Genomic DNA, 13,756 nt, shown 5'->3' on the forward strand with positions numbered 1-13,756 from the left:
ATGCGGCAGATTTTCCCCGGCCTTGATCCTAAAAACTATGTGCAGCATCCGCTCCATTCTTCCGAACGAATGTGGCCGGAAACCAATTGCTACATTGATTTGTGGATCGAGGTTCTGGCCTCGAAAGGCCTGCCGCCGGAAGCCATGTTCGGTTTCACCCTGACGCAGGATTTTGAGGGTGACCAGTTCACCTTCTTCAAGGTGCCGCTGGAAGATCTCGAAGCGCTTTATGGCGTTCGCGCTACCGAACTGGCGATCTTCGACCGGGTGGAAAACCACATCGAGGCGCAGCTGGAGCGTGGTCGCATCTGCCTGGTCGAGATGGACAGCTTCTATATGCCCGACACCCATGGGGTGGGCTATCAGAAGGAGCACGGCAAAACCACCGTCGCCATCAACCGGCTCGATCTGGCGAACCGGGAACTCGACTACTTCCACAATGCCGGCTTTTTCCATCTGTCGGGCGAGGATTTCGACGGGTTGTTCCAGCACCATCTGGCTGAGACCGACCTACCTTTCCTGCCCTACACCGAATTTGCGAAATTCGCAGACGGTAATCCGTCGCCGACCCATATTCGCAAGACGGCCGAGCGGTTGCTGAGATTTCATTTTTCACGGCGGCCATCCTCCAATCCGGTCAGAGCTTTTTCAGCCGTGTTTCCGGCGCAGGTGGAAAAGGTTGCCGACAGGCCCTTCGGCTTTTTCCACAAATATGCTTTCAACACGCTGCGCCAGCTCGGCGCCAATTTCGAACTGGCGGCAAGCCACCTCGAATGGCTGGACAAGGACGGTTTTTCTGAAGCAAGAGACCACGCGCTGCGTATCTCCGAGGTCGCCAAGACCGTGCAGTTCCAGCTTGCCCGCGCTGTCACGCGCCGCAAATTCGATGCGCTGGCATCCGTGCTCGATCCGGCAGCGGACGCATGGGATGGTTTGATGGAAAGCCTTGCGGCGAAGCTATCTGATGCCAGCGAGGCCGCGTGAGGACCTATTTTCCGGGCGAAAGCGAGGAGTTGCTGAGTGAAGGCTGGACGCTGACACTGACGCCCGCCGATGCCTGCGAAACCCCGTCCGACATCCCGGCATCGCTTGAAAGCCTTCACGTATCCGTTCCGGGCACGGTAGCTCAAGCTCTGGAAGCGGCCGGGAAATTCGATCGCCTTGCCCCCGTCGCCCTCAATGACAGGGACGCCTGGTATCGGCTGACGATGATTTCCGATGCGCGGGAACGGGCCACACTGCGCTTCGACGGCCTCGCAACCATTGCGGAAATCTTCTTCAACGGCGAACTGATTGCCGCCAGCCAAAGCATGTTCGAAAGGCTGGAAGTGCCAGTCACGCTCACAGGCGCGGACGAACTTTCGATCTGCTTCCGGGCGCTTGCACCACGGCTGGAAAAGACCGGTCCGCGCGCCCGCTGGCGTCCGCAGATGATGAATACGCAGGGGTTGCGGTTGATCCGTACCACCGCACTTGGCCATATGCCCGGCTGGTGCCCGGAAATCCATGCCGCAGGCCCGTGGCGACCCATCAGCCTCATCAAACAGGAAAGCGTGCTTTGCACCCTGCAATCTTCGCTTGACGATACCGGCACGGGAAAGGTCAGCATCGCTCTCGAAGCGAACCGCGACATCCAGTCCGCACGGGTGATTTGCGCGGGTTACAGCATCAATCTTTCAAAGGGCGAAGACGGCAAACTCCTCGGCGAACTGCTCATGCCCGGCGTCGAAATCTGGTGGCCGCACACCCATGGCAGACCCGCGCTGCACGACATCATTCTGGATTTTGACGGCAAGCAACACAGGCTCGGGCGCACGGGTTTCCGCCAGGTGGCGATCGATAACGGCGAGGATGGCAACAGTTTCGGACTCAAGGTGAACGGGCAACCCGTCTTCTGCCGCGGCGCGGTCTGGACGACGGCTGACATCGTGCGCCTGCCGGGAACGCGGCCGGACTACGAGCCATGGCTCAAAAAAGCAGCCGAAGCCGGCATGAACATGATCCGTATCGGCGGCACCATGGCCTATGAGACGCCGGAATTCTTCGCGCTTTGCGATGAACTGGGCATCATGGTCTGGCAGGACGCCATGCTTGCCAATTTCGATTACCCGGCAAAGGATGACGGCCTGCGCCAGCATATTGTTACGGAAATCTCGCAGTTCCTCGAGACGACAGCGCTTTCCCCATCCCTCACCGTTTTTTGCGGCGGCAGCGAGATGTACCAGCAGGGCGCCATGCTCGGCCTGCCGGAACAGATATGGAAGGCGACGCTCAACGAGGAGATTATTCCGGATGTAATGGCTGAGAAACGGCCGGATGCGGCCTATGTCACCAACTCCCCCTCCGGCGGCGCGCTGCCATTTTTCCCCAATGCCGGGGTCGGTCACTATTATGGTGTGGGCGCCTATTGCCGTCCGCTGGAAGATGCCCGCCGCGCCGACGTGCGCTTTGCCGCCGAGTGCCTGGCCTTTGCCAATATTCCCGAACAGGAAACGCTGGACAAATATCTTTCCGGCGTGGCCGTGCATGATCCACGCTGGAAAGCCCGCACGCCGCGCGATCGCGGCGCGTCCTGGGATTTCGAAGATGTTCGCGACCATTATCTGAAGCTGCTTTACGACGTTGAGCCGGACGTTCTGCGACGCGAGGATGGCGGGCTTTATCTCGACATGTCCCGCGCAGCAACAGCCGAAGTTATGGAAGCGACCTTCGCCGAATGGCGGCGCAGCGGTTCCTCTTGTCGGGGCGCGCTGGTCTGGACCCTGCAGGATCTCGTTCCCGGCGCTGGCTGGGGCATCATCGACGCCACCGGCCGGCCCAAATCCGTCTGGCACGCATTAAAGCGCGCGTTCCGCCCTATCCAGCTCAGCCTTTCCGATGAAGGCACCAACGGGCTGGACATCCATCTCATCAATGAAACCAGCGAGAGCTTTGACGCCATGCTGGAACTCACATGCCTGCGCGACGGCGCGCAGCCAGTCGTGCACGCCAAACGCCCGCTGACGCTCTCGCCGCGGCAGAACCAGATAATTGCCGCAACCGATTTGTTCGGCGCCTTTTTCGATACGACCTATGCCTATCGTTTCGGCCCGCCATCCCATGATGTCACGGTCGCCCGGCTTCGTGATGTCGCAACCGGGCTTGTTATCGCCGACGCCTTCCATTTTCCGCTCGGCCGGAAAAAGGCACTACATGCCGCCAATCTGTCTTCGGGTATCAGCGAAACCAACGGCAACTGGTCGCTCGAAATCGGTACCGACCGGCTGGCGCAATCCGTCCATGTGTCGGCGGAAGGCTATCGTGCCTCGGAAAACTGGTTCCATCTCGCCCCCGGCGAGAGCAAGACAATCAATCTTGTGCCGGAGGCCGGGACAATCGAAACGCCACCGTCCGGAGAAGTGGTATCACTGGGCTCCGGCCGGCGTTTCTCCTTTTAGAGCCAATCGCGTCACCGCATCGATGAAGATCGTTTTCGCTTCCGGTGTCGAAAGATTGTGGTCGGCATCGGCAATAATTGTCAGCGACACATTCTGATAGGCCGAAAGCCCGCGACCATCGGCATCGAAATAATAGCGGAAATGCTCAAGCCCGTCGTCATTGACGCTATAGAGCAGGCTGACAGCGGTGCCCTTTGCCTTGAGTGAATCGAAAGCACCGTAAACGGCGCGCCCTTCTTCGCTGCCCCGGCGGAACAGCCTTGCCGTTTTTGTCGAAAGCTTCTTCATCGTTGCCTTGACGATATTCAGCCCGGCACTGATGACATCCACATCGCCGCTGAAGAGACGCTTGAACGTTGCCCCCTGGCGAAAACGCTGGCTGTACTCCCCAAACGAACGCGGCCGCTTGTGCAAGGCTTCATCGACCGAGCGGCCTTTCTGCCAGTGGAAGACGACCGGGTTGACCGCTGCGACTGCGCTGATCCGACCATCCGCAAGCGCGCCATTGAAAGCGAGATAGGCGCCGCTGCACCGGCCGGCCGCGATGAAGGGACCTTTGCCGCGCCGCTCGAGAAAATCGAGAGCGGCAGAGACATCATCATTCTGCGAGACATCGTAAAGAACCTGATCCGGCACGTTTTTGACCGGCGGGCTGTCGGCAATATTGGCCGCATCGAAGCGCAGCGAAGCGACACCGGCACGCGCAAGGGCACGGGCGGTCTGCACGGAAAGCCTGCCCCAGCCCGCATGCCGGTCATAGGCCGCGCCAAGCAGAAGGACAGAAGAAACCGGTTGCCGATGATCCGGCTCGCAAAAGATGCCGAAAAGCCGTCCGCCCTCACCAAATTGCACCGGCTGTTCGAAAAAGCCATTGCCGCGCTGTGGCGCGTTGATGGTGAAATCTTCAGGGAGTGTGACCGGGTTCCCGGCATGGGTCTGTGACAAGACCCAATCCACCAGTCGGTTCACGACATCGCCGGATATTTTCGAAAGCGTCGGGCTGGAAACGAGATCGTCATAACCCGAAAAAGCCGCCTCTTTCACCTCACCGCCAAGCGCCGCGAGATGTCTGGCGAGATCACTGTCAGTCACACGACCGGCTCTCGCAAGCACAAGGACATTGCGGGCCGGAACAGTTTCAAGACCGGAGAGATTGATCTTCTTGATCGTATCCGCAACACCAACAGGCATGGTCATTCCGGCGATCGCCCCGGGCTGTACCGAGCGTTGCGCGGGCAACAGACCAAGACCATCGTCAATCATGGAGGACCACATCGCCAGTTCACGCAGATAGGCGCGACCGGAGACGACCGGCGCCAGAAGAGCCATGGAACCGGCGGGTGCAGTGCCGGCAAGTGCCTGAGCTGCAATCGCGCAACCAAGCCCTTGCGCGACAACGACAACCCCGGAACAGCCGGAAAGGCGCTTCAGATACTCAAACGCCGCGCGCGTGTCGGAAAGCCAGTCCGCCGCCCGACCCACATCGTCCGGATCGAGCGCGTCGCCTGAGCCAAGATAGTCAAATCGCAGGCTGGCGACGCCGGAAGCGGCCAGCCGCTCGGCCAGAACGCGTTGAAACTTGCGGCTGCACAGCTCTTCCATGCCCCACGGGCTGACGAAAAGAACCGCATGATCCCGCTGCACATCTTTGCGCGCCGGATGAAAAATACCGGCAAGCCCTTCAAAAGAAACGGGATGCGCGATCATTCCATCCGCTGCAATGTCGAAACGCTGCCGTGACTCAAGGGGAGGTTCGCCGCCTGCACGCTCTGAAATATCTATCGCCATCGACCTTGCCACTATTGCGCCAGCGTCTGGCTCAACCACCACGGGATCACTATACCCAAGTGTCTTAACGCCTGTTCTACACTAAAAACAATAACATTAGAGAATTCTAAAAATACTGTCGCATTTATATGGATTGCGACACACGGGTTGCAAAAACAATCTTTCAGTGTGGCGGGTAAGCCTCGATGCGGATGCTATTTTGCTCGAAACCGCTTGAATATACTGATAAATAGCGAGTCACGTACCTATTTGCAGGAGGAGCTTGCGCCACCCGCCCACCGGATCGTCTAGACACCGCGCAAACCAACACCCCGGGCTTGCCCCGACAGGTCATAGAAGTTTTATATGGAACAAAGCCTTACGCGTTATATCTGGTCGCACACGAGGCGGCAGCAGCTTTTCATTCTGCTGATCGTGGCCCTGTCCATGATCCCCTACTTCCTCGCCTTCGATCTGCCCAAGCAGATCGTCAACGGCCCCATTCAGGGGGATGGTTTCGAAGGGGCGAACGCAACACAGCTTTTCATGCATCTCACGGTCGATATCCCTTATTGGGGCACCGTGACCTTGTTCCCCGGGCTCGAACTCAACCGAATGTCGATGCTGATGGCGCTCAGCCTGACATTCCTTGCGCTTGTCGTCATCAACGGGCTTTTCAAATATTACATCAATACCTTCAAGGGCCGCCTTGGCGAACGGCTTCTCCGGCGCGTCCGCTTTGAGCTGATCGACAGGATCCTGCGCTTCCCACCCAGCCATTTCAAGCGGGTCAAAGGCGCTGAAATCTCCAGCATGGTGAAGGACGAGGTCGAGCCGCTAGGCGGTTTTACCGGCGACGCCTTCGTGCAGCCAGCGCTTCTCGGCGGTCAGGCGCTCTCTGCTCTCTTCTTCATCCTCGTGCAGAATTTCTGGCTGGGTCTGATCGCTGCCTTCATGGCCGCCATTCAGGTCGGCATCATCCCCAAGATGCGCCGCCGCCTCATTGAACTCGGTCGCCAACGGCAGTTGAGCGCCCGCCAGCTTGCCGGGCGCATCGGCGAGATGGTCGACGGCATCGGCACCATCCACGCCTATGATACGTCCAATTTCGAGCGCGCCGACGCCTCCCACCGGCTCGGCGACATCTTCAAGATCCGCTACGATCTCTACCAGTGGAAGTTTCTGGTCAAATTCATCAATAACTTCCTCGCGCAGCTTACGCCCTTCTTCTTTTATGCGCTTGGCGGTTATCTCACCCTCAAGGGCAGCCTCGATGTTGGCCAGCTGGTCGCCGTCATCAACGCCTACAAGGAATTGCCCGGACCGCTGAAGGAACTGATCGACTGGGATCAGGCACGTCAGGATGTGCAGGTGAAATACGAGCAGGTCTTCGAACAGTTCAATGCCCCGAACATGATCGAAGAGAACGTGCAGAAACTGTCGCCGGGAACCGTCGCAGCCATCACCGCACCGATCGTCATCACCAATCTGACACTGGAAGACGACAGCGGCAGCCGGCTTCTGGAGCAGGCATCGCTGAAGATCGAGCCGGGTGAAGTCATCGCCATCGTCGGCGGTGCGGGAGGCGAAGCGCTTGCGGATGCGATCGGCCGTACACTCTGGCCCGCCTCCGGCAAGATCAGCATCAATGATGTCGACATACTGGAACTGCCGGAATCACTGACGGGACGGCGCATCTCCTATGTCTCCTCGGACAGTTATTTTTTCCATGCCAGCCTGATGGACAATCTGCTCTACGGCCTGAAACACGCCCCGCTCGCAGACAAGAACTATGAGGGTGCGGCTCTGGAACACCGCAAGTGGGAAATCCGCGAAGCCAAGATGGCTGGCAATCCGCTGATCGACATAAACAGCGAATGGATCGACTACGCTTCCAGCCCGTCCGGTGACGGCAAACCGGAAAATCTCATTCGGGCAATCCTGGCCGTGCTCGACAGCGTGGAGTTGTCGCAGGATATCCTCGAATTTGCACTGCGCTCGTCGATCGACCCCCTGACCGACCTCCATCTTGCCGCCCGCATCGTGGAACTGCGGCACGTGCTGCGCGCCGAACTGGAAAAGGAGAATCTGAGCGGCCTCATCGCGCCTTTCGAGCTTGAGAGCTACAACAGCGAAGCGACGGTCGGCGAAAACCTGCTGTTCGGCACCATGCGGGACTCCTCCCAGACGATCAGGACCATCATCGAAAGCGATTATTTCCGCTCGTTGATGCGCGAAACCGGTCTTGTTAAAACCCTGTTTGAAATGGGTTATACAATCGCCGAAAACATCGTCGAAATCTTCGCCGATCTGCCGGGAGACCACCCCTTCTTCCAGCAGCTGACATTCATGACGCCCGATGACATTCCGGTCTATCAGCAGATGTTGCAGCGCTTGCAGGGCCGTGGTTTCGATGATGCCAATGAGAGCGAAAAACGCGCTATGCTGCGGCTGAGCTTCTTTTATATCGAGCCCCGGCAGCGTTTCGGCCTGTTGTCGCCGGAAATCATGAACAGGATCGTCGAAGTCCGGCACATGTTCCATGAAAACCTGCCCGACAGCCTGAAAAACGTCATCGAAATCTACGATCCGACGAAATATATGAGCGCCACCAGCCTGCTGGACAATATTCTCTTCGGCAAGGTCAGCCATCGTTATACCGATGCCTCGCGGCGTATCACCCACATCGTCGCCGATGTCATGCGCAAGCAGGGCGTCTACGAGCGTGTTCTGGCGGTCGGCCTCGATTTCAACCTCGGTGCCGGCGGCAAGCGGCTTGGTCCGCTGCAGCGCCAGAAGCTCAATCTTGCCCGCGCGCTGATCCGCAAATCCGACTATTACGTCTTTAATCGCCCCCTTCCCGGCCTCGATCCCCGACAACAGGAGGAAATTGTCGAGCGGGTCATCACACTCCTGAAACAGAACAACAATAACCCGTCAATCATATGGGTTCTGTCGAATGCAACGCTCTCACGCATGTTCGGCCGGGTCATATTCGTCCACCAGGGACTAATCACCGCCGACGGAAGTTACGAGACTCTGGCGCAGGAAAACGGTACATTCAAGGACATGGTCGCAACATAAGTCCAAGAACGTGGCCGAGGTGGAACAAGAATAGGGTAAGGCAATGCTCTTCAAAGACGAAATTCAAATGCTGAAACGCGTCCCGTTTTTTTCGGAAATGGAACCGTCGAAGCTCAAACTACTCGCTTTTGCATCGGATCGGGTGTCCTATCATACGGGTGACGTGCTGTTCCGGCAGGGGGATGTCGGCGATGCGGCCTATGTGGTTCTGACCGGCAAGGTGGATGTTCTGGTCGATTCCCCATCAGGCACATTGAAAGTGGCGGAAATGACCGGCAACGCCATCGTCGGCGAAATCGCCATCCTCTGTGACAGCGTCAGAACCGCAACCGTGCGCGCCTCCACCAATGTCGAAGCCCTGCGGATCGGCAAGGAGCAGTTCTTCAAGCTCATGTCCGATTTCCCGGATATCACCATAAAAGTCATGCGCGTTCTTGCCGAACGCCTCACCCAGACAACGACGGAACTGAGCAAGGCGCGCGCAAGCGCCAGAACATGAGTGGCAATTCCTTGCTACCCCGACGGGCGATATTAGAAAAATAAATGTCGCACCATTGCAATATAAATGAAATGCTGACTGAATAAGAGGTAAAGGCATCCGCCAGAAAAGGCGGATATAAAAATCTGTAGAGACAACGGGCTTCATGGGGGAAGCGTGTAAGATTCCGTTGTTATTGGGGTGTGTCATGGCGTTCGATTCCGACACAGCAAGTCGGGAAAGTAATAGAAATTTTCGGGTAAAGATCTGGGGCGCGCGGGGAACGCTTCCTGTTTCAGGTGAAAACTTCCGAAAATATGGCGGCAATACCATCTGCATCGAGGTAAGATGCGGAGATCATGTCCTTTTGTTCGATGCAGGGTCTGGGCTACATCCCGCCGGTCTGGCGTTGCGGGCGGAAGGCATTACCAACGTCGATCTGTTCTTCTCGCACTGTCATTACGATCACATCGTCGGCTTCCCCTACTTCAAGCCGTTTTACAACAGCTGCAACGACGTCGCTATTTGGTCCGGTCACCTGGCCGGCATCATGACAACGCGGGAAATGCTCAAGGATTTCATGAGCCCACCCTGGTTCCCCGTGCCGCTGGAGGTTTGCTGCGCAAAAATGGTGACGCGGGACTTCATGCCCGGCGACACGCTCAACCCGCGCCCCGGCCTTTCAATCAGAACCGGAATGCTCAATCATCCCGGTAATGCCATCGGCTACAGGCTGGACTGGGAAGGAAAATCCCTCGCCATCATCACCGATACGGAGCATGAGCCGGGCAGCATCGACGAAACCGTGCTCGATCTGATCAGGGATGTCGATCTTTTCCTCTACGACGCCATGTTCACCGACGACGAAATGGGCCTTTATCGCGGTTATGGCCATTCGTCCTGGCAACAGGCGATCCGCCTTGCCAAACTGGCCGATGCAAAAAATGTCGGTTTCATACACCATGCCCCAAGTCGCAGCGACGAGGAGCTGGACAGTATCGAAAAACAGGCGAAAGCCCAGTTCGGTGGCGCATTCGCTGCCATGGACGGCCAGATAATAGAACTCTGATCGCGGTCACTGCAACCTCCTGGTCACAGCGAAGGTTAGGGGTGCCTGGCAGCGTCCCCAAGTCGCGATTGCGATCGTGCGTCCAGAAAATTTCCAATAAAATGCGCAGCGGTTTTATGTCCGGACGATGCGTAAAACAAAAGGCGAGAGCATACCGAACGGCTCCTTTTTAAACAGAAGATGCGCCGGCGACATTCGAACACGCACAATTGACCGTTGCCAGCCTTTTGCTCCACGATATTGCCACGAGATTCCCTGCACTAAGGACGTCACGGCTTATTAAATGATGATTCTGCACTGAGCGACCACATGATGGGATTTGCATGATCCGTTTCTTTTCGGAGACCAATTTGAGACGGGCCCGGATTTTATCCGGTCTCATCATATTTGCTTTTGTATTTTCCCATCTTTTCAATCACTCCCTTGCACTCATCTCCATAGACACCGCCGAACGGGCGCGAAAATGGTTCAGCCTGATCTGGCTCAACCCCATCAGCAGCCTGCTTTTTTATGGCTCGGTTCTGGTGCATGTCTGCCTTGTTCTGCGCTCGCTTTATCTGCGCAGAACATTGCGCATGCCGTTGCGCGAAGCGCTTCAGGTCATTTTCGGCCTGTCGATCCCGTTTCTGATCATCGGCCACGCCGTCAATATCCGCGTGTCACATATGATTTATGGCATCGATGTCGGCTACTACTCGGTCATCCGCAGGCTATGGATCAACAACCCGATACAGGGCGCGTGGCAAAGCCTCGCCTTGATCGTCATCTGGGTCCACGGATGCATCGGCCTGTATTTCTGGCTACGTTACCGCGACTGGTACCCGCGCATAGCCGGGCTGTTCATGACGGTGGCGGTGATGCTGCCGCTTCTTGCGCTGTTGGGGTTCAGCGATGCCGGCCGATGGCTGGCGGAGATCGACGAAAAATATGCGCTTCCTCCGGGGCTCGTCGACAATACCATTCAAAAAGACGAGTTACCGCTGCAACGGGAAATGGAGACGCAGATCCGGTTCATCACCGGGACGGCGGAAACGTCGTTTATCGGCGCGGTAATGCTGGTTTTCGTCCTGCGCGGCGTGCGCAGCTGGCGGCAACGGTTGACGGCCATCGAAATCCGCTACGAACATGGCGCACAGGCGCGTGTGCCGGCCGGGCTGAGCATTCTGGAGGCCAGCCGGCTTGCGGGCATACCGCATTATTCGGTCTGCGGTGGCAAAGGGCGCTGCTCAACCTGTCGGGTCAAGATTCTGAACAGCAAAGGCCCGCTTCCGCCGCCCGGAGACATAGAGCAAACCACATTGCGACGCATCCATGCCGATTCGGATGTGAGGCTCGGCTGTCAGCTGCGCCCCACGAGCGATCTTGGTATCGCGCTTCTCGTTTCGCCGCCCCAGCAGAGCGACCTGCCGGTCGATGCGCAGCTGGCCCGCCCCGGCCGGGAAGAGGAAATCGCCATCCTCTTTTGCGATCTGCGTAACTTCACCACGCTGTCCGAGGCGAAGCTGCCCTATGATGTTGTCTTCCTCCTGAACCGTTATTTCACCATCGTTGGCCAGGCCGTCGAGCACGCGGGCGGCCATCTCGACAAGTTCATCGGCGATGGAGCCATGGCTCTTTTTGGACTTGGAGAGGACGAGGAACATGCCTGCCGCAATGCGATGAAGGCGGCCGCCACCATATTGCGCGATATCGCAATCTTGAACGAGGGGCTGGAGAAACAATTCGCCGTCCGTCTCGAAGTTGTGGTCGGCATTCACGCCGGCCCAAGCATCGTCGGTGTCATGGGATATGGCGCCGCAAAAACCCTGACGGCTATCGGCGATACCGTCAATGTCGCAAGCCGGCTCGAATCCAAGGCCAAGGAATTCGGCGCAGCCATCGTTGTTTCCGAACCGGCGCTAACGCAGGCAGGGCAGGATATCGCCGACCTGCGCAGCGAACAGATCACCATCCGCGGACGGAACTCACAGATGAAAGTTTTCCTGCTCTCGAAGGAAGAGAGCGAACGTTATCTCTAGGACAAGGCCCGGGCGCTTGCTGTTTACCTGCGCAGGTTCAAATCTTGCGATAGAGAAAATAGCGGTCCCTTGGCACGCTTTCCGGCACCGGCAGCGGATTGAGCAGGGGATGCTCCAGCGGCAAACCGCTGACGGCGATGCCGCCTTTCGCCAGAACGCCCGCGGCAAGATCCGGCAACCACGTCAATGTAACCGCGTCCTTTTCCGGATAGCCCGTGCCGATATCGGCATGAACCATCGCCGCATCTGCACCGATGAAGGCAGGCGCGGTCTCCGAGATTTCACCAATAACAAGATCCTCCGGGGCCGGAACCGACGAGGCATGCGCACCCATGGCTCTATCGAAGGCGATGATGCGACGGCTGGGAAACAGTTCGCGCAGGTGATTGAAAGTGCGTCCGTTTCCGAGTCCGATTTCCATCAGTGCACCCTCATCAGGCAGATCGAGATCGGCCGCGAGGTGGTTGAGAATATCCCGCTGCGCGGTCAACCGACGAATAAAACTGTCCAGTCTGCTCATGGTCCGTCCGTATCAGGCCTTGATGATGTGCTTTGCAGCAATATCTCGCCGCGCAAAGACATTTCGCGTGTCGATGATCAGCGGCGCCCATTCACTGAGCGCGGCATAATCAACATTGTCATGGTCGGTCGCCACGAGAACGGCATCGAAAGCGCCGATCGTCTGCTTGTCCCATGGCACCGATTTCATGCCCATCAGGTGGCTATATTCCCTGGTTTTCGGGATTTCCGCCACATGCGGATCATAATAGGCTGCTTCACCACCGCGCTCCTGGATAAGTTCGATGAGCTTCAGCGAGGGGCTTTCGCGAATGTCGGGCACGTTCTTCTTGTAGGCGAGGCCGACGACAAGAACCTTCGAACGGCTGAGCGCCTTGCCGGAATGGATATCGAGCGCTTCAGCAACCCGCCCGATGACGTGACGGGGCATGCCGGTGTTGATTTCCCCGGCAAGCTCGATGAACCGGGTCGGCAATTCATATTCGCGTGATTTCCAGGTGAGGTAGAACGGATCAATCGGTATGCAGTGGCCGCCAAGGCCCGGACCGGGATAAAACGGCATGAAACCAAAAGGCTTGGTTTTTGCCGCGTCGATCACTTCCCATATGTCGATGCCCATGGCCTCGTAGACGACCTTGAGTTCATTGACGAGCGCGATATTGACGGCACGGAAGACGTTTTCGGTGATTTTCACCGCCTCGGCCGTGGCGTTTGTCGAAACGGGCACGATCTTTTTGACAACCGATCCATAAAACGCGGCCATCAGTTTTCCAGCCGCTTCGCCATCGCCGGCAACGACCTTCGGAATGGTCGAAGTCTCGAAATCACGATTGCCGGGATCTTCCCGCTCGGGCGAAAAGCCGATGAAGAAATCAACGCCGGAAACCAGCCCGCGGCTCTCCAGAATGGTCTTCACCACCCCATCGGTCGTGCCGGGATAGGTGGTCGATTCCAGAACCACGAGCTGTCCTTTGCGCAGATGCGCGGCAATATCCCAGCAGGTCTTTTCGACATAGGAAAGGTCCGGCTCGCGATATTTTGTCAGCGGCGTCGGCACACAGATGGCGATCACATCACATTCGGCCAGTCGGGCAAAATCGGCCGTCGCGACGAAGCCGTCGTCCTGCCTGACACTTGTCAGCACCTCATCGGATACCGCCTCGATATAGCTGCGGCCCGCATCGATCGCGGTAATTTTACCGGGGTCGATATCGAAACCGACGACCTTGAACCCGGCCTTGGCGACCGTCATGGCGAGCGGCAGGCCGACATAGCCAAGGCCGATCACACCCGCCTTGGCGGTTTTATTTTCGATGCTGGAAAGCAGGTTCTGGGAAATGTCAGAAGAAGTCAAAGCGTGTCACGCTCCGCGCATGTGCAAAAG

Annotated in this window: 9 protein-coding genes; 6 read left to right on the plus strand and 3 right to left on the minus strand. The window is 57.6% G+C overall.

Annotated features, from left to right (window positions below):
- Together PL640_RS14925 and PL640_RS14930 are read left to right on the plus strand one after the other, a co-directional pair.
- Positions 1-984, plus strand: coding sequence for a DUF1839 family protein (locus tag PL640_RS14925; protein WP_271362453.1), 984 nt, complete (start codon positions 1-3; stop codon positions 982-984).
- Positions 981-3,437 carry a glycosyl hydrolase 2 galactose-binding domain-containing protein gene (locus tag PL640_RS14930; protein ID WP_271362454.1) on the plus strand — a complete coding sequence of 819 codons (2,457 nt, stop codon included), beginning with the start codon at positions 981-983 and terminating at the stop codon, positions 3,435-3,437. The genes PL640_RS14925 and PL640_RS14930 overlap by 4 nt, the downstream gene beginning before the upstream one ends.
- Here PL640_RS14930 and PL640_RS14935 read toward each other — a convergent pair.
- On the minus strand, positions 3,405-5,225 hold the full coding sequence (locus PL640_RS14935; RefSeq protein ID WP_271362455.1) for a serine aminopeptidase domain-containing protein: 1,821 nt from the start codon (positions 5,223-5,225) through the stop codon (positions 3,405-3,407). The genes PL640_RS14930 and PL640_RS14935 overlap by 33 nt on opposite strands.
- A 345-nt stretch (positions 5,226-5,570) precedes the next feature.
- On the opposite strand from PL640_RS14935, the gene PL640_RS14940 reads away from it, so the two are divergent.
- From PL640_RS14940 to PL640_RS14955, 4 genes are all read left to right on the plus strand, one after another.
- Positions 5,571-8,288 carry an ABC transporter ATP-binding protein gene (locus tag PL640_RS14940; RefSeq protein WP_271362456.1) on the plus strand — a complete coding sequence of 906 codons (2,718 nt, stop codon included), beginning with the start codon at positions 5,571-5,573 and terminating at the stop codon, positions 8,286-8,288.
- A 43-nt stretch (positions 8,289-8,331) separates the two neighbouring features.
- Entirely contained in the window at positions 8,332-8,787 is a 456-nt protein-coding gene (locus PL640_RS14945; protein WP_046799488.1) for a cyclic nucleotide-binding domain-containing protein, read from the plus strand.
- A gap of 187 nt (positions 8,788-8,974) precedes the next feature.
- Positions 8,975-9,835 carry an MBL fold metallo-hydrolase gene (locus tag PL640_RS14950; protein WP_142842342.1) on the plus strand — a complete coding sequence of 287 codons (861 nt, stop codon included), beginning with the start codon at positions 8,975-8,977 and terminating at the stop codon, positions 9,833-9,835.
- A 323-nt stretch (positions 9,836-10,158) separates the two neighbouring features.
- A complete protein-coding gene (locus tag PL640_RS14955) occupies positions 10,159-11,853 on the plus strand; it encodes an adenylate/guanylate cyclase domain-containing protein (RefSeq protein ID WP_142842341.1) in 1,695 nt (564 codons plus the stop codon).
- 37 nt (positions 11,854-11,890) lie between these two features.
- Here PL640_RS14955 and PL640_RS14960 read toward each other — a convergent pair whose 3' ends face one another.
- Together PL640_RS14960 and PL640_RS14965 are read right to left on the minus strand one after the other, a co-directional pair.
- On the minus strand, positions 11,891-12,373 hold the full coding sequence (locus PL640_RS14960) for a class I SAM-dependent methyltransferase (RefSeq protein WP_271362457.1): 483 nt from the start codon (positions 12,371-12,373) through the stop codon (positions 11,891-11,893).
- A gap of 12 nt (positions 12,374-12,385) precedes the next feature.
- Positions 12,386-13,726: a nucleotide sugar dehydrogenase gene (locus tag PL640_RS14965; protein ID WP_271362458.1), complete on the minus strand. Its 1,341-nt coding sequence runs from the start codon at positions 13,724-13,726 to the stop codon at positions 12,386-12,388.
- Between the last annotated feature and the right edge of the window lie 30 nt (positions 13,727-13,756).

Source organism: Agrobacterium sp. ST15.16.024, assembly GCF_027956545.1.
Classification (GTDB): domain Bacteria; phylum Pseudomonadota; class Alphaproteobacteria; order Rhizobiales; family Rhizobiaceae; genus Agrobacterium; species Agrobacterium cucumeris.

What these genes read in the sequence shown, in the direction of transcription:
- PL640_RS14925 (WP_271362453.1), top strand. Translation starts at nt 1, where the DNA reads ATGCGGCAGATTTTCCCCGGCCTTGATCCTAAAAACTATGTGCAGCAT.
- PL640_RS14935 (WP_271362455.1), bottom strand. Translation starts at nt 5,225, where the DNA reads ATGGCGATAGATATTTCAGAGCGTGCAGGCGGCGAACCTCCCCTTGAG.
- PL640_RS14940 (WP_271362456.1), top strand. Translation starts at nt 5,571, where the DNA reads ATGGAACAAAGCCTTACGCGTTATATCTGGTCGCACACGAGGCGGCAG.
- PL640_RS14945 (WP_046799488.1), top strand. Translation starts at nt 8,332, where the DNA reads ATGCTCTTCAAAGACGAAATTCAAATGCTGAAACGCGTCCCGTTTTTT.
- PL640_RS14950 (WP_142842342.1), top strand. Translation starts at nt 8,975, where the DNA reads ATGGCGTTCGATTCCGACACAGCAAGTCGGGAAAGTAATAGAAATTTT.
- PL640_RS14955 (WP_142842341.1), top strand. Translation starts at nt 10,159, where the DNA reads ATGATCCGTTTCTTTTCGGAGACCAATTTGAGACGGGCCCGGATTTTA.
- PL640_RS14960 (WP_271362457.1), bottom strand. Translation starts at nt 12,373, where the DNA reads ATGAGCAGACTGGACAGTTTTATTCGTCGGTTGACCGCGCAGCGGGAT.